General features: G+C 62.0%; 16 protein-coding genes and 1 tRNA gene. 13 read left to right on the top strand and 4 right to left on the bottom strand.

Going from position 1 to position 14,680, the window contains the following annotated elements; all coding sequences use genetic code 11:
- Positions 1-15 precede the first annotated feature (15 nt).
- On the bottom strand, positions 16-1,344 hold the full coding sequence (locus ABRP93_RS07100; protein ID WP_349887453.1) for a nicotinate phosphoribosyltransferase: 1,329 nt from the start codon (positions 1,342-1,344) through the stop codon (positions 16-18).
- Between the two features lie 116 nt (positions 1,345-1,460).
- On the opposite strand from ABRP93_RS07100, the gene clpS reads away from it, so the two are divergent.
- The 8 genes from clpS (at position 1,461) to rdgB (ending at position 6,843) form a co-directional block, all read left to right on the top strand.
- Positions 1,461-1,787: an ATP-dependent Clp protease adapter ClpS gene (gene clpS, locus ABRP93_RS07095; RefSeq protein ID WP_005277757.1), complete on the top strand. Its 327-nt coding sequence runs from the start codon at positions 1,461-1,463 to the stop codon at positions 1,785-1,787.
- Positions 1,788-1,791: 4 nt separating this feature from the next.
- Positions 1,792-2,328, top strand: a complete 537-nt coding sequence (locus ABRP93_RS07090) for a DUF2017 domain-containing protein (protein WP_284796681.1) — start codon at positions 1,792-1,794, stop codon at positions 2,326-2,328.
- Positions 2,328-3,242: a P1 family peptidase gene (locus ABRP93_RS07085; protein ID WP_349887452.1), complete on the top strand. Its 915-nt coding sequence runs from the start codon at positions 2,328-2,330 to the stop codon at positions 3,240-3,242. Before ABRP93_RS07090 ends, ABRP93_RS07085 begins: the two co-directional genes overlap by 1 nt.
- 13 nt (positions 3,243-3,255) lie before the next feature.
- Positions 3,256-3,888: a rhomboid family intramembrane serine protease gene (locus tag ABRP93_RS07080; protein ID WP_023023705.1), complete on the top strand. Its 633-nt coding sequence runs from the start codon at positions 3,256-3,258 to the stop codon at positions 3,886-3,888.
- Positions 3,888-4,667 carry a glutamate racemase gene (murI, locus tag ABRP93_RS07075; protein ID WP_023023703.1) on the top strand — a complete coding sequence of 260 codons (780 nt, stop codon included), beginning with the start codon at positions 3,888-3,890 and terminating at the stop codon, positions 4,665-4,667. The genes ABRP93_RS07080 and murI overlap by 1 nt, the downstream gene beginning before the upstream one ends.
- 74 nt (positions 4,668-4,741) lie before the next feature.
- Positions 4,742-5,503, top strand: coding sequence for an MBL fold metallo-hydrolase (locus tag ABRP93_RS07070; RefSeq protein WP_349887450.1), 762 nt, complete (start codon positions 4,742-4,744; stop codon positions 5,501-5,503).
- A 15-nt stretch (positions 5,504-5,518) separates the two neighbouring features.
- Entirely contained in the window at positions 5,519-6,247 is a 729-nt protein-coding gene (rph, locus tag ABRP93_RS07065) for a ribonuclease PH (protein WP_349887449.1), read from the top strand.
- Entirely contained in the window at positions 6,241-6,843 is a 603-nt protein-coding gene (rdgB, locus tag ABRP93_RS07060) for an RdgB/HAM1 family non-canonical purine NTP pyrophosphatase (RefSeq protein ID WP_349887448.1), read from the top strand. The genes rph and rdgB overlap by 7 nt, the downstream gene beginning before the upstream one ends.
- Here the strand turns inward: rdgB and ABRP93_RS07055 are convergent, their stop codons facing one another.
- The gene (locus tag ABRP93_RS07055) at positions 6,844-7,194 is read right to left on the bottom strand and encodes a DUF3817 domain-containing protein (protein WP_349887447.1); all 351 of its coding nucleotides are present in this window, start codon (positions 7,192-7,194) and stop codon (positions 6,844-6,846) included. It lies immediately after the preceding gene.
- 3 nt (positions 7,195-7,197) lie between these two features.
- Positions 7,198-7,710 carry an MreC domain-containing protein gene (locus ABRP93_RS07050; protein ID WP_349887446.1) on the bottom strand — a complete coding sequence of 171 codons (513 nt, stop codon included), beginning with the start codon at positions 7,708-7,710 and terminating at the stop codon, positions 7,198-7,200.
- Positions 7,711-7,806: 96 nt separating this feature from the next.
- Between ABRP93_RS07050 and ABRP93_RS07045 the strand changes: the two genes are divergently transcribed.
- Positions 7,807-7,888 (top strand) — tRNA-Leu (locus tag ABRP93_RS07045).
- A gap of 52 nt (positions 7,889-7,940) precedes the next feature.
- Here ABRP93_RS07045 and ABRP93_RS07040 read toward each other — a convergent pair.
- Positions 7,941-9,848 (bottom strand): solute carrier family 23 protein, encoded by a 1,908-nt coding sequence (locus ABRP93_RS07040; protein ID WP_349887445.1) that lies wholly within the window; start codon positions 9,846-9,848, stop codon positions 7,941-7,943.
- A gap of 311 nt (positions 9,849-10,159) precedes the next feature.
- On the opposite strand from ABRP93_RS07040, the gene pflB reads away from it, so the two are divergent.
- From pflB to ABRP93_RS07020, 4 genes are read left to right on the top strand one after another with little or no spacing between them, the layout of a single operon-like run.
- The gene (gene pflB, locus ABRP93_RS07035; protein WP_349887444.1) at positions 10,160-12,247 is read left to right on the top strand and encodes a formate C-acetyltransferase; all 2,088 of its coding nucleotides are present in this window, start codon (positions 10,160-10,162) and stop codon (positions 12,245-12,247) included.
- Positions 12,248-12,270: 23 nt separating this feature from the next.
- Complete coding sequence (grcA2, locus tag ABRP93_RS07030) at positions 12,271-12,522, top strand: autonomous glycyl radical cofactor GrcA2 (RefSeq protein ID WP_255716700.1); 252 nt, start codon at positions 12,271-12,273, stop codon at positions 12,520-12,522.
- Positions 12,523-12,524: 2 nt separating this feature from the next.
- A complete protein-coding gene (pflA, locus tag ABRP93_RS07025; RefSeq protein ID WP_349887443.1) occupies positions 12,525-13,394 on the top strand; it encodes a pyruvate formate-lyase-activating protein in 870 nt (289 codons plus the stop codon).
- Positions 13,395-13,405: 11 nt separating this feature from the next.
- The gene (locus ABRP93_RS07020) at positions 13,406-14,644 is read left to right on the top strand and encodes an alpha/beta fold hydrolase (protein WP_349887442.1); all 1,239 of its coding nucleotides are present in this window, start codon (positions 13,406-13,408) and stop codon (positions 14,642-14,644) included.
- Positions 14,645-14,680 lie beyond the last annotated feature (36 nt).

The following is a 14,680-nucleotide window of genomic DNA, read 5'->3' as shown; positions in this document are numbered from 1 at the left end:
ACACAGTCTAGCGACCTAGTCCTTAAAGCCCACCATTCGCGTGGGCACGGCGGCGTCATCGCGCGAAAGCGCCAGGCCCTCCCACGGCAGGGTCTTGCGGGCCTCGTCCAAGTAGGTGCGAGAGGCCTCCAAATCGGGCAGATCCTCCACGATGTGCCCATCGCGCATCAAGGGGATGGTCAACTCGCGGGTGGTGAGCTGGCCCGTATCCGGCGCCTGCGCGGCGAAGGGGTACACGACCTCTTCTACCGCCACGCCGGAAGACCGGTAGGTGCGCAGCGCGCGCTTGGCCCCGCCCACTGATTGCTTGGACGACGAGCGCTTGGCCACCGGGACCCCGTCGACCTCGACGACCTTGTAGACCATGCCCGCGGTCGGGGCACCGGATCCGGTGACCACGGAGGTGCCCACGCCGTAGACATCGACGGGATCGCCGCGCAGACCCGCAATGGCAAACTCGTCCAAATCGGACGAGACAACGATATTGGTATTGTGATTGCCCAGCTCATCGAGCTGCTTGCGCACGCGGCGGGTCACCGCACCCAGGTCACCGGAATCGATGCGCACCCCGCCAAGCTCCGGACCACCGACCTTGACCGCGGTCTCGACGCCCTTGGTGATGTCATACGTATCCACCAGCAGGGTGGTATCGATGCCCAGAGTATCGATCTGCGCGCGGAAGGCCGCCTCCTCATTGCTCGTGCCATCCGGGTTCGTATGCGCCAAGGTCCAGGCGTGGGCGGCGGTACCAGATACCGGGATGCCGTAGCGGAAGCCTGCCTCCAGGTTGGAGGTGGCGGTAAAGCCGGCGAGGTAAGCAGCGCGGGCGGCGGTTACGGCCGCGTACTCGTGGGTGCGGCGGCTGCCCATCTCCAAAATGGGGCGGCCATCGGCGGCGGTGACCATGCGGGATGCGGCAGAGGCGACGGCGGAATCGGCGTTGAGGATAGAAAGCACGATGGTTTCGAGCACCACGCACTCACCAAAGGTGCCGCGCACCGTCAAAATGGGTGAGTTGGGAAAATACAGCTCGCCTTCGCGGTAGCCGTCGATTTGCCCGGAAAAGCGCCAGTCACGCAGGTACTGGCGGGTATCTTCATCCAGGAAATCCATCTGTTCCAGCTGCTCGGGGGAGAAGCGGAAGTCCTCCACCGCGCGCAGCACGCGGTCGGTGCCGGCGACGACGCCGTAGCGACGCTCATTGGGTAGGCGGCGAGAAAAGACCTCGCAGGTCACGTTGCGGTGGGCGGAGCCATCGCGAAGCGCGGCTTGCAGCATGGTGAGCTCGTATTTATCCGTGAGCAAGGCGGTGGAGCGATCGATAGAGCGTGCTATGTCATTCATGAGCCTGATACTACTCACAGCTTAAGAAGCTTTCAGCATACCCAGCCGCCACCCTGGTGAGCTGCGGGGCGACCCTATGCCCAAAATGCCAGCGAAAAATGATTAGGCTATAAGGCATGAAGCCGCAACACCCCGAAGTCCGTATGAGCTCTCCCATGGCCACGCCCGACTTGGATGAAGGAATCGAAGTTGATGTGGCCGCGAGCGAGAACCTGCCGTGGATGTGCATCGTCTGGGACGATCCCGTCAACCTGATGAGCTACGTGTCCTACGTATTCCAAACCGTTTTGGGCTATGACAAAAAGCGGGCCAACGAGCTGATGATGCAGGTCCACACGGAAGGCAAGGCCGCCGTGTCCAGCGGCGAGAAGGACAAGGTTGAGGCGGACGTAAAAAAGCTCCAGATCGCGGGTCTGTGGGCGACGATGCAACAGGCAGGGTAGATAGATGAAACCGTGGAAAAAGAAGAAATCGCTCATGCGCGGGCCCAAAATCACGGCGGTATTCGAGCCCATGGAGCGCGAGGTCATTGGCAACCTCACCGCCACTGTCTCTGAAGCGATCATCGGCCGCGCCCAGTCTGCGCCCAAGGACGAGCTGGCGGAAATGCTGGACATGCCCACCGGCCATACCGAAGCCCCAGAGGATCCCTCCCTGGCGCGGTTATTCCCAGACTTCCAAAAGCCCGGCGATGAGGAATACGACGGCGATGCCTCCCTTTTGCGCTCGCTGCACGAAAATGACATCGCGCGGGCCAAGCTGCAGAACCTGCAGGTCATCGGCAATGCGCTCGGCCCCACTGGCGGGGTAGAGGTCTCCATTTCGGAGCAGGAAGCCCAGGCCTTCGTGGCGGGGCTCAATGACCTACGCTTATACGTCGCGGCCGGGGACGCGACCGACGAAAACCTCATGACGGACCGCGATACCTTGGTGGAATGGCTGGCCTATTGCCAGGATTCCTTGCTGGAAGTGTTGATGGATTAATGATCGACGGAATTAGCATCGGCCATTTTTCCGGCGAAGATACCGGCGCCACCGTGCTGTACTGCGGGCCGAAGGGTGCGCTAGCCAGCGTGGATGTCCGCGGCGGCGGGCCCGGCACGCGCGAGACCGATCTGTTGCAGCCGCACAATACCGTTGAGCGCATCCACGCCATCGTGCTCGCGGGAGGGTCCGCCTTTGGCCTGGCCGCTGCGGACGGCGTCATGCGCGAATTGGAAGCGCACGGGGTCGGTTTCCCCGTCTTTGGCGAGGACAAACCCGGCCCGCGCGTGCCCATCGTGCCTGCGGCGGTGATTTTCGATCTGCTGGCGGGCCCCTCTCGGCCCGGACCGGAAGACGGCGCGGCGGCGCTGCGGGCGGCCATGGCCGGCCACGACGAGACGGTTGGCACGGTCGGCGCGGGCGTCGGCGCCACGGCGGGCAAGCTGCGCGGCGGCTTCGGCCTGGCCACCCGCAAAGTGGGAAACTACGAGGTCAGCGCCGCAATGGTGGCCAATCCCGTGGGCGAGGTCATCGACCCGCACACAGGCCGCCTCTACGGCGCGCCGGGCCGCAGGCCGGTCAATGCGGAGACCTACCGCGACCTGCCGCACCCTGCAGCGAAGCTGAATACGACGATTGGCGCTGTGCTTACCGATGCCCCCGTCACCACCGCCCAAGCCCAACGCCTCGCCATGACGGCGCACGACGGCATCGCGCGCGCCGTTCGCCCCGCGCATTCGCCGCTGGACGGCGATACCATTTTCGCCTTGTCCACAGCGCAGGAACCGGGTGAGGTGGATATGGTCCAGCTGTGCGCTGCGGCTTCCGACGTGGTGGAGGAGGCCATCGTCACCGCGGTCACCGCCGCACGTCCTGGCCTGGGGCTTCGCGCGTATCGCGACTTGCTCGGCTAAGATATTGCCCATTATGACTATGGGTGGAACTTCGCGTAATCAGCCGGTGCCAACTAGCACGACCAACCGCGGCCGCGGCCGCGTCAGCACCGGCCTATCCTTGGCCCTGGGGTTCCTCGCGGTGGAGTGGTCGGTTCACCTGATTAACGCCGTCGTCTTCGGCGGCGGGCTGTCCAATTACGGCATCCGCCCGCTCGACGTGGATGGCCTGTGGGGCATTATCACGGCGCCGCTGCTGCACGGCAGCCTGGAGCACTTGATGTCCAACTCGCTGCCGGGTGCCCTGTTCTGCTTCCTCATCGGCTTGTCTGGGCGCCGGGTGTGGTGGGAGGTCACCTTGATCACCACCGTGGTGGCGGGCCTTGGCACGTGGATTTTGGGTGGGGCCGGTACCTCGCACATCGGCGCGTCCGGGCTGGTTTATGGCTGGCTGGCCTATCTCGTGGTGCGCGGCGTCTTCAATCGCTCCCTGCTGCAAATCATTTTGGGCATCATCCTGGGCTTTTCCTATTCCGGGCTGATTTGGGGCGTGCTGCCCGTCGCGGAGGGCATTAGCTGGCAAGGCCACCTCTTCGGTGCTCTGGGCGGCGTATTGTCCGGCATGTTCATCACTTCCGATGATCCGGCAAAGGCAGGGAGGAAATAATGCCTAACGCATCGTCTCCCATCGGCATCTTTGACTCGGGCGTCGGCGGGCTGACCGTGGCCCGCGCGGTGATGGAGCAGCTGCCGCAAGAATCCGTTATCTATATGGGCGATACCGCGCACGGGCCCTACGGGCCGCGGCCCATCTCGCAGGTGCGCGCTTTTTCCCAGGACATCGCCGATAAGCTGGTAGAACGCGGCTGCAAGATGCTGGTCATCGCCTGCAATACCGCCACCGCGGCGTTCCTGCACGATGCCCGCGAGCGCTACGATATCCCCATCGTAGAGGTCATCCACCCGGCCGTGCGCCGTGCCATGTCCACCACGCGCAATGGCAAAATTGGCGTCATCGGCACCGAGGGCACCATCAAATCCGGTGCATACCAGGACCTTTTCGCAGTCAACCCCAATGTTGAGGCGGTAGCCGCAGCCTGCCCGGACTTCGTGCCCTTTGTCGAGCGCGGGATTACCGCGGGCCGCCAGATCCTCGGCGTCGCCGAGGGCTACCTCGCGCCCCTGCAGGCGCAGGGAGTGGACACCTTGGTGCTGGGGTGCACGCACTACCCGCTGCTTACCGGCATCATCCAGCTCGCCATGGGCGAAAATGTTTCCCTGGTGACCTCCTCAGAGGAGACCACGAAGGACGTCATGCGCCTGCTCACGGAAATGGACATGCTCGCCCCGGAGGGCAATCAACCGGTCCATTCCTTCGAATCCACCGGCGATCCTGAGGTCTTCGCCCAGCTGGCCACGCGCTTTTTGGGTCCGCAGATCGGCTAAGACGGGCGAAATTCCTCCCCCCTTTTTGCGCGCGGTACCAGCATTTGGGCCGGATTCATGGAACTATTGGTTCCATGAAGCTGACCATCCTAGGCTGCTCCGGTAGCGTACCCACCGCAGACAATCCTGCCTCCGGCTATGTCGTGTCCTTCGACAATGCACCGTCCATCATCCTGGATATGGGATCGGGCACGCTGGGCCAGTTAGCTAAACTGCAGGATCCGTGCGATGCCCACGTGGCCTTTAGCCACCTGCACGCGGATCACTGCGCGGATTTTCCCTCCCTCATGGTGTGGCGCCGCTTCCATCCCATCACCCCGGCCGCCTCGCGCAACTTCTGCTTCGGCCCGTCTGCCACGCCGACGCACTTGGGCCGCCTGTCCTCGGACGAAGTAGATGGGATCGACGACATGTCCGATACCTTGGCGTTTAGCCCGTGGGTGGCGGGGGAGCGCCAGCTTGTCGATGACGTCTTTATCACCCCCTTTCCCGTCAATCACCCGGTAGAGGCCTATGCGCTGCGAATCGAGCACGCGAAAACCGGCAAGATCATCACCTATTCCGGCGATACGTCCTATACGCCCGCGCTTGTCGATGCCGCCCGCGGCGCCGATCTCTTCCTCTGCGAGGCCACCTGGGGTGCTTCCTCCGAGGGCATGGCCCCCGGCATGCACATGTCGGGCGCGGAAGCGGGGCGTGCGGCGCGGGAGGCGGGCGTCGGTAAGCTGGTGCTCATCCACATCCAGCCCTGGGGTGATGCGGAGGCCACGATTGCCGCGGCGCGGGAGGAATTCGACGGCGAGATCGTCCTTGGTGCCGTAGGCATGCAGTTCTAAGTTACGCTGGAGGGCATGACTGAATTTACTCGTGCCGATGGGCGCGCGCTTGACCAGATGCGCAGCGTCCGCATTACCCGCAATTTCACCACCAACCCGGCTGGATCCGTCTTGGTGGAATTTGGCAATACCCGCGTGATGTGCACCGCCTCCGTGGAACTCGGCGTGCCGCGCTTTAAGCGCGATTCCGGCGAGGGGTGGCTGACCGCCGAGTACGCCATGCTCCCGTCCGCCACCCACGACCGCATGCCTCGCGAATCCATGCGCGGCAAGGTCAAGGGCCGCACCCACGAGATTTCCCGCCTGGTTGGCCGCTCCCTGCGCGCCGCCGTGGACCTGGAGCAGCTGGGCGAAAACACCATCCAGCTCGACTGCGACGTGCTGCAAGCCGATGGCGGCACCCGCACCGCCTCCATCACGGGCGCGTACGTTGCGCTTGCCGATGCCATCGCCCACCTCAAGTCCGAAGGCATCGTCCCCGGCGAGCCGCTGCTCGATCCCATCGCCGCAGTCTCCGTGGGTATTATCGACGGCGAAATCTGCCTGGATTTGCCCTATGAGGAAGATTCCCGCGCCGAGGTGGATCTCAACGTGGTGATGCAAGAATCCGGCGACTTCGTAGAAATTCAGGGCACCGGTGAGCACGGCCTCTTCGGCCGCGACCAGCTCAACGGCATGCTGGATGTGGCCCAGAAGGGCTGCAGCGAGCTCATCGCGGCGCAGAAAGCGGCGCTGGGATGGTAATTCTCGTCGCCTCCGGTAACCCGAAGAAGCTGGCCGAGCTCGATCGCATCCTGTCCGAGGCGGGCATTGAGGGCGTGGATTTACGCCTGCTTTCCGAGGTCGATCCCTACCCCGAGCCCGTCGAAGATGGCCGCACCTTTGCCGATAACGCGCTCATCAAGGCCCGCGCCGGCGCCGCCGCCACGGGCTTGGTGACCATTGCGGATGATTCCGGGCTGGCCATCGAGGAGCTCAACGGCATGCCCGGCGTGCTCTCGGCCCGCTGGTCCGGCGAACATGGCAATGACCAGGCCAATAATGACCTGGTCTTGGCGCAGATGGCCGATGTGCCGGACGAGCGGCGTGCCGCCGCCTTCGTCTCCGTGTGTGCCCTCGTCACCCCCGAGGGCACAGAGCGCGTGGCAGAGGGCCGCTGGGAAGGCCAGCTATTGCGCGAGCCGCGCGGTGCCAATGGTTTTGGTTACGACCCACTGTTCCAGCCAGAGGGCGAGTCGCGTTCCGCGGCGGAAATGTCGCCTGCGGAAAAGAACGCGGTCTCGCACCGCGGCCGCGCCCTTTCCCAGCTGGCCCCGTTCATCGCGGAACTAGCTGGCTAATTAAGCGTTGAGCTGGAATTGCTCCTCGATTTCCTTGCGTCGCTTGTGCTCCATCCAGAACGAGAGGAAAGGCACCACGCCGGCCAGCGCGGTGGTAATCAGCTTGCTGGCTGGCCACAGCGCGCGGGGGCCCAGAATCAGGATGGAAAGTAGGTAGGTCATGTACGCGATGCCGTGCACGATGGCGATGTAGGTCGCCCATTCCGGAATCTCCGCGCCCAAGACGTACTGGAAAAACATGCGGATGACCAGGATGATCAGGAAGATACCGGTCACCGTGGCAGCGATGGAAAAGAACTTCAGCGGGCCGCGGATGCGCGCCTTGCGGGCTGGGTGTACCTGGTTTGTCATGATTTAGTTTCTCCTTTTATCTGTCGGGCCTTCGTCGCGACCCTCTGCGGGGGAACCGCGGCGGCGCCGTGGCTGATTCAACGCGTTAAACTCTTCCACATTCAGCTGCGGGCGCTGCGGCAAGAAATCCTCATCGATGGCGGTTTTCTCCGCCGAGCTAGCTGTCGCGCCCCTCACTTCAGGACCATCGGGTGAACCAATTTCTCCGTCGGCGGTTTCGCTGACATTTTCAGTGGCGTTTTCTGAGGACTCCAACGAATCCATCTCGCGGACTTCGTTCTCTGCGGCGAGGCGCTCATTTTCATAGCGCAGGGTCGTGCGATACGCATAGACCACGAACACCGCAAAAAGAGGCCACTGAAAGGCGTAGCCCAAGTTTTGAAAGGTGCCCGAGCCGGAGCGGAAGCGCGTCCACTGCCAATAGGCGAGGAAGAGGAATAGCACCACGAAAATTATGACGAGGGCGATGTGCCACCACCGCACCTTCACGCGCCGTTTCTTCTGATCCTCGTGCATACTCACCCCACCCAGCCTACCTATCCACCGCCGCAATACGGAATGCCCCTGGTTTCTTGTTTATCAGCCCGCCGTGTACACTATTCAACGTTGCTCGCGCCCGTGGCGGAATTGGCAGACGCGCTAGATTTAGGTTCTAGTGTCTTATGACGTGTGAGTTCAAGTCTCACCGGGCGCACAAGAAAAGCACCGCAGTACTTGCTTGAAGAACTGCGGTGCTTTTGCGGATCTTAGTCCACCTCGGTGAACTTGCGGTCCCAGGAGGAGCGGACGGGGTTGGCATCGGCAAGCAGGATATCGAAGCGGTCATTAGCGATCTCAACGATTTCGCTGAGAGCAATGCGATATTCCTGCGCATCGGAATTGGCCAGGCGCCTCACGCCAGCATCGATGACGCGCTCCACCGTGTCATTGGTATCGAGGTACGCGACAAAGGGCATGCCAAAGCGCTCGCGGTAGGCGGCAGATAGCTCGGTAATGCGCTCGGTCTGCACGTCGTCAAGCTCGCTGAGCCCCAGCGAGCCGCGGTCGGCGGAAATATTCGCCGCCTCATCGGCCGAGGCCAAAAGCAGCTCGTCCATCGCGGGGTAGTCGTGGATGAGCGCATCACGGCGTTCAGCATCCGCGGTCAGCACGGCAACCTGGATGGCGGCGCGCAGCTCGTTGACATCGCTAAACGGCCGGGACTGCCAGGCCAGCTCCAGCGGCCAGGTTTCATTATTGAATAGCGGGCGCAGCGCGGCGGTGAACTCCTCGCGCGATGCCTCATTAAGTTCGTTGAGGCTCACGCCTTTGCCATCGGCGCGCGAGACCTGCGCGCTCGCGCTGCCGGTGTGGAAGAACAACAAGTTGAGCACGATTGCGGTAATCGCCCCGATGGACATGCCAGAAGAAACGAAGGTCTGTGCCCACTCCGGGAAAGCACTGGCTACCTCCGGTTTGAAGGTCACCAGCATGGCCAGGCCCAGCGCGGAGGTGACGATGACGGAGTTGCGGCCATCACTGAGATCCGACTTTGCGATGGTCTGCAGGCCCACCCACGCCACGTTGGCGAAAAGCGCGAGCGATGCGCCGCCGAGCACCGGCGACGGAATCGCGGCGACCACCGCGCCGGCCTTCGGCAAAAGGCCCAGCACAATCATGAACCCCGCAGCCGCAACGGCCACCCAGCGCGATTTCACATTGGTCAAGCGCACCAGGCCCACGTTTTGCGCAAAGCAGGTATAGGGGAAGGAATTCATCACGCCGCCTACCAGGGTGGAGACACCATCGGCGCGGATAGCGCGCACCACGTCATCGCGGCGAATGCGCTTTTTGACGATTTCGCCGGTGGCAAACACATCGCCGGTCGTTTCCGCCATGGTGATGATCATGACGATAATCAGTGAGAAGATCGCCACGAGGTCGAATTGCGGCATGCCGAAATAAAACGGCGTGGTAATGCCGAGGGCGGGGGAGGAGGAGACTTCGCTAAAGGAGGCATCGCCAAGCGCGAGCGCCACGCCCGTGCCCAACACCAAGCCGATGAGCACCGCCAACGTGCCCACGAAGCCGGAGGAAAAACGCTGCACCAAAATGATGACCGCGAGCGTGCCAAAGCCGTAGAGCAAATCGCGCGTGGCCGGCACACCCTCGGCGTAATTGACAAAGTCATTGGCCGATACCGCCAGCAGCGAAGTACCCATCACCAGCAGCACCGAACCGGTAACCACCGGTGGGAAGAAGCGCAGCACCTTGCCAAAGACCGGCGCGGCGAAGAAGGTGAAAAGGCCCGCGACGATGATGGCGCCGTAAATCGTGGGCAGCGAAGCCACCCCGCCCTCGCCATCGGTGGCACCCAGGCCAATCGCGATGATGGGTGACACCGCCGTCGTGGTCACGCCCTGCACGATGGGCAGGCGCACGCCAATATGCTTGCCGATGCCCATCGACTGAATAATCGTCGCAATACCGCAGGTTAAAAGGTCGGCATTGATGAGGTGGATGGTCGTTTCCGCATCCAGGTTCAACGAGCTGGCGATTAGCAGCGGGACGATGACCGCCCCGGCATAAAACGCGAGGACGTGCTGCAGCCCAAGGGCGGCGAGTTTCGGCGCGGGGGGAACGATGTCTACGGGGTGCTTGGGCTGGGACGCCACGAAGTCCTCCTTGTTACGGAAGCGAAGCTGACCGCCTTAACAGTAGAGGTAGACGCAGTTCGGCGCCAAAGTGTACGTGAGCAAAGCCACGATCGGGGCTGGATTGCCCCCGAACAAAAACGTACGGGTGGTTTATATGAATCGAGCTACCAGCAAAGTATGATGACCGGTTTATAACTGGTGCTCACGGCAATGTTTACGGTTGTTAATTTCGCGAATCGGGCCGACAATGAAGAGGTGACGGGGCTTGATGCTGCGGGAAGAAAAAGGCGGCATGTGCCCCGGGAAATTTGACCCAGAAGAAGGGAATTATGACTACCGCAACTAAGCCCCAGCAGTATCAAGGGTGGGAAGGTTTTGCGCCCGGCCCTTGGACCGAGGGCATCAATGTCCGCGATTTCATCCAGCGCAACTACACGCCTTATAACGGCGATTCCAGCTTCCTCGCTGGGCCTACCGATAAGACGCTGCGCGTGTGGGACACCCTGGAAAAGAACTACCTGTCGGTCGAACGCGAAAAGCGCATTTATGACGTCGATACGCACACCCCGACCGATATCGATGCCTTCCCGGCTGGCTATATCTCAGAAGACGATGACGTTATCGTCGGCCTGCAAACCGATACGCCGCTCAAGCGCGCCATGATGCCGTTCGGCGGCTGGCGCATGGTCAAGCAGGCCATCGGCGAGGCGGGCAAAGAGGTAGACCCTGAGGTGGAGAAGATCTTCACCCGCTACCGCAAGACCCACAACGATGCGGTCTTCGATATCTACACCCCGCGCATCCGCGCCGCCCGATCATCACACATCATTACCGGCCTTCCTGATGCCTATGGCCGCGGCCGCATCATCGGCGACTACCGCCGCGTGGCGCTGTACGGCGTGGACTTCCTCATCCAAGAAAAGATTGAGGCTCGCGATGCTATTGCCGATGCCGGCTTTTCCGAGCACTGGGCCCGCTACCGCGAGGAGCACTCCGAGCAGATCAAGGCCCTGAAGAAGCTCAAGGCGATGGCCGAGTCTTACGGCTTCGATATCTCCGAGCCGGCACGCACCGCCCACGAGGCCGTGCAGTGGACCTACTTTGGCTACCTCGCCTCCATCAAGTCCCAGGATGGCGCTGCCATGTCCATCGGCCGCCTGTCCGCATTCTTCGACTGCTACTTCGAGCGCGATTTGGCCGCTGGCATCATCACCGAGGAACAGGCACAGGAAATCATCGACGCGCTCGTGCTGAAGCTGCGCATCGTCCGCTTCCTGCGCACCATCGACTATGACCAGATTTTCTCCGGCGATCCGTACTGGGCCACCTGGTCCGATGCCGGCTTCGGCAGCGACGGCCGCCACATGGTCACCAAGACCTCCTTCCGCCTCCTGCAGACCCTGATTAACCTGGGTCCATCACCGGAGCCCAATATCACCATTTTCTGGGATCCGGAGCTGCCCGCAGGCTACAAGGAATTCTGCGCGCACATCTCCATTGAAACCTCCTCCATCCAGTACGAGTCTGATCGCCAGATTCGCGACGAGTGGGGCGATGACGCTGCGATTGCCTGCTGCGTGTCCCCGATGGAAGTGGGCAAGCAGATGCAGTTCTTCGGCGCCCGCGTCAATGCCGCCAAGGCCCTGCTCTACGCCATGAACGGCGGCCGGGATGAGGTCTCCGGCAAGCAAGTCGTTGAAGGCTACGAGCCGATTCAAGGCGATGGCCCGTTGGACTTCGACGAGGTCTGGCAAAAGTACGAGGAGATGCTGGACTGGGTGGTTGGCACTTACGTCGAGGCGCTAAACATCATCCACTACTCGCACGATAAGTACGCTTACGAGGCCGTGGAAATGGCGCTGCATGATTCCAATATCATCCGCTCCATGGGCTGCGGCATCGCGGGGCTTTCCATCGTCGCCGATTCGCTTTCTGCCATCAAATACGCCAAGGTCACCCCGGTCCGGGATGAGACCGGCCTGATTACGGATTACATCACCGAAGGCGAATTCCCGTTCTACGGCAACGACGACGACCGCGCCGATGACATCGCCGCCACCATCGTGCACACCGTGATGGAGAAAATTAAGGCCATCCCGATGTACCGCAATGCCATCCCCACCCAGTCCGTGCTGACCATTACCTCCAACGTGGTCTACGGCAAGGCAACAGGATCCTTCCCGTCGGGCCACAAGGCCGGCACCCCCTTCTCCCCGGGTGCTAACCCCGAAAACGGCGCGGATAACCACGGCATGGTCGCCTCCATGCTGTCGGTGGGCAAGCTGGATTACAAGGATGCCCTGGACGGCATCTCGCTGACCAATACCATCACCCCGACCGGATTGGGCCGCACCCCAGAAGAGCGCATCACCAACCTGGTGGGCGTGCTGGATGCCGGCTTCATCATGGAACAATAAGAATCACGACAAGGAGAACCATCATGGCAACCCCAACCTTTGCAGAACGCCTTTCAGACATGAAGGCCAGCCGCGACGAGCACAAGATGAACTCTGGGCTGTACCACGCCAATATAAACGTGCTGGACAAGTCCACGCTGGAAGATGCCGTCGAGCACCCAGAGAAGTACCCGAACCTCACCGTTCGCGTCTCTGGCTACGCGGTCAACTTCGTCAAGCTCACCAAAGAGCAGCAGCTTGACGTCATCTCCCGCACCTTCCACCAGGGTTCATAGTCATGGCTGATGGCATTGCTGGTGTGGTCACCCTGTCGCCGGAATCCGGCGAGCGCGTTCGCGGTGTTGCCGCGGGCCTAGGGACCGACCACGAACTCGATGAGATTACCCGCCCCGAGCTCATGGAGGCGCGCCGCACCGGCGATATCGCCCTCGTGCATTCCTGGGAGCTGGTAACCGCCGTCGACGGCCCGGGCACCCGCATGACGATGTTCATGTCCGGCTGCCCCCTGCGCTGCCAGTATTGCCATAACCCGGACACCATGGAGATGAAGACCGGCACCTTGGAGCGGGTAGACGATGTGGTCAAACGCATCAAGCGCTACAAACCCATCTTCCAGGCTTCCGGTGGTGGCCTGACCATCTCCGGTGGCGAGCCCCTATTCCAGATTGCGTTTACCCGGCGTGTGCTCAAGGAAGTCCACGATGCTGGCATCCACACCACCATCGATACCTCTGGCTTCTTAGGCTCGCGTCTGCGCGATGAAGATCTAGACAATATCGATCTCGTTCTGCTGGACGTGAAATCGGGCGACGAGGAAACCTATCAGCGCGTTACGAGGCGCCAGCTGCAGCCCACGCTCGATTTTGGTGACCGCCTCAACGAGATAGGCAAGCCGATGTGGATCCGCTTCGTCGTCGTGCCGGGCCTGACGGATTCGGCCGAAAACGTCGAGAACGTCGCCTCCATTGTGGCGCGGTGGAAGTCCAATGTGGAACGCGTCGAGGTCTTGCCCTTCCACAATATGGGCAAGGATAAGTGGGAGGGGCTCGATATGACCTACCACTTGGCAGATACCAAGCCGCCGAAGCCGGAGGACGTGGAAAAGGTCCGCGACGTTTTCCGCGCGAAGGGCTTGGAGGTTTACTAACCTGGGTGGGCATGACTCACTACCGCCGCTTCGGTCACGATATTATTGAACACACCCTGGAAGTCCCGTGGGATTATGACAATCCGCGCGGGACTTTTGCTCTCTATGCCCGCGAAATCATCCCGCCAGGCGGCGAGGACCTGCCGGCGTTGCTGTACCTACAGGGAGGCCCGGGGTTTCCGGCCCCGCGGCCGGTCAAACCGACGGGGATTATCGGCAAGGCGCTCGAGCGCTACCGCGTCATCCTCCTCGACCAGCGCGGCACGGGGCGTTCACACCGCATCGATAGGCTGAGCCCCGCAGAAGAGCGCAGCGCAGAACACCTGGCCCTGCTGCGCCAGGACAATATCGTGCGCGATGCCGAGCGCCTCCGCGAACACCTGGGGCTGGAGACTTGGTCCCTGTTTGGCCAGTCCTTCGGCGGCTTTTGCATCACTGCGTACCTATCTCAGGCTCCCGAGTCCGTCAAGCACGCGTTTTTCACCGGCGGCATTCCTACGCTGCAGGGCGCGGATCATCTTTACCGCGCGACTTTTAGCAAGCTCAAGACCCGCCAGGAGCGTTTTTACCGCGAGTTCCCTTGGGTACAGCACCGCATTGAGGAAATCATCGCCCACCTGGATAATTCCGATGAACGCCTGCACACCGGAGAGCGGCTGTCCTCGCTGCGCTTTCGCACCATCGGCACCGATGTGGGGCGGGGCACGGGTTTCGACGGATTGGCCTACCTCCTGGAGGAGCCCTTCCGCACCGTGCGAGGGGAGAAGGTGCTGCGGGATGATTTCCTGTGGGGCATCGGCGAGCGCGTGAGCTTTGCGGAGGCCCCGCTTTATGCGGCTATCCACGAATCCATTTATGCCGGCAGCGGCGGCCAGGCTGCGACGCAGTGGTCGGCGCACCGCGTGCGGGAGGAGTTCCCGGAGTTTGCAGAATCCGGCACCTGGTTGACCGGCGAGCACATTTTCCCGTGGCAGTTTGATGAGGATCCGGCGTTGCAAGCCTTCAAGGAGGGTGCGCACGGCCTGGCGGAGCGGGAGTTTACTGCGCCTTATGCGCTTGCCGATGCCCCCACCTCCGCCGCCGCCATCTACCTCGACGATATCTTCGTTCCCCTGGAGGAATCTTTGGCCACCGCCACCCATTTGGGTGATTTGCGCCCGTGGGTGACGAATGAGTACCAACACAATGGCATCGGCGAGAACGGCGCGGAGGTGATGGGCAAGCTCTTTGCGCTTATCGATGACCACTAGCGCGCCCCTCCTTGCCTGTGCGAAAATTAATTTCAC

Origin of the sequence: Corynebacterium sp. KPL2850, from assembly GCF_040225855.1 — a bacterium.
Lineage (GTDB): Bacteria > Actinomycetota > Actinomycetes > Mycobacteriales > Mycobacteriaceae > Corynebacterium.
This window is presented reverse-complemented; position numbering and strand designations above follow the sequence as displayed.

Coding starts and splice junctions, on each gene's coding strand:
- ABRP93_RS07070 (WP_349887450.1), top strand. CDS start 4,742: ATGAAGCTGACCATCCTAGGCTGCTCCGGTAGCGTACCCACCGCAGAC.
- pflB (WP_349887444.1), top strand. CDS start 10,160: ATGACTACCGCAACTAAGCCCCAGCAGTATCAAGGGTGGGAAGGTTTT.
- ABRP93_RS07055 (WP_349887447.1), bottom strand. CDS start 7,194: ATGACAAACCAGGTACACCCAGCCCGCAAGGCGCGCATCCGCGGCCCG.
- ABRP93_RS07020 (WP_349887442.1), top strand. CDS start 13,406: ATGACTCACTACCGCCGCTTCGGTCACGATATTATTGAACACACCCTG.
- murI (WP_023023703.1), top strand. CDS start 3,888: ATGCCTAACGCATCGTCTCCCATCGGCATCTTTGACTCGGGCGTCGGC.
- grcA2 (WP_255716700.1), top strand. CDS start 12,271: ATGGCAACCCCAACCTTTGCAGAACGCCTTTCAGACATGAAGGCCAGC.
- clpS (WP_005277757.1), top strand. CDS start 1,461: ATGAAGCCGCAACACCCCGAAGTCCGTATGAGCTCTCCCATGGCCACG.
- ABRP93_RS07090 (WP_284796681.1), top strand. CDS start 1,792: ATGAAACCGTGGAAAAAGAAGAAATCGCTCATGCGCGGGCCCAAAATC.
- rph (WP_349887449.1), top strand. CDS start 5,519: ATGACTGAATTTACTCGTGCCGATGGGCGCGCGCTTGACCAGATGCGC.
- ABRP93_RS07100 (WP_349887453.1), bottom strand. CDS start 1,344: ATGAATGACATAGCACGCTCTATCGATCGCTCCACCGCCTTGCTCACG.
- ABRP93_RS07080 (WP_023023705.1), top strand. CDS start 3,256: ATGACTATGGGTGGAACTTCGCGTAATCAGCCGGTGCCAACTAGCACG.
- ABRP93_RS07050 (WP_349887446.1), bottom strand. CDS start 7,710: ATGCACGAGGATCAGAAGAAACGGCGCGTGAAGGTGCGGTGGTGGCAC.
- rdgB (WP_349887448.1), top strand. CDS start 6,241: ATGGTAATTCTCGTCGCCTCCGGTAACCCGAAGAAGCTGGCCGAGCTC.
- pflA (WP_349887443.1), top strand. CDS start 12,525: ATGGCTGATGGCATTGCTGGTGTGGTCACCCTGTCGCCGGAATCCGGC.
- ABRP93_RS07085 (WP_349887452.1), top strand. CDS start 2,328: ATGATCGACGGAATTAGCATCGGCCATTTTTCCGGCGAAGATACCGGC.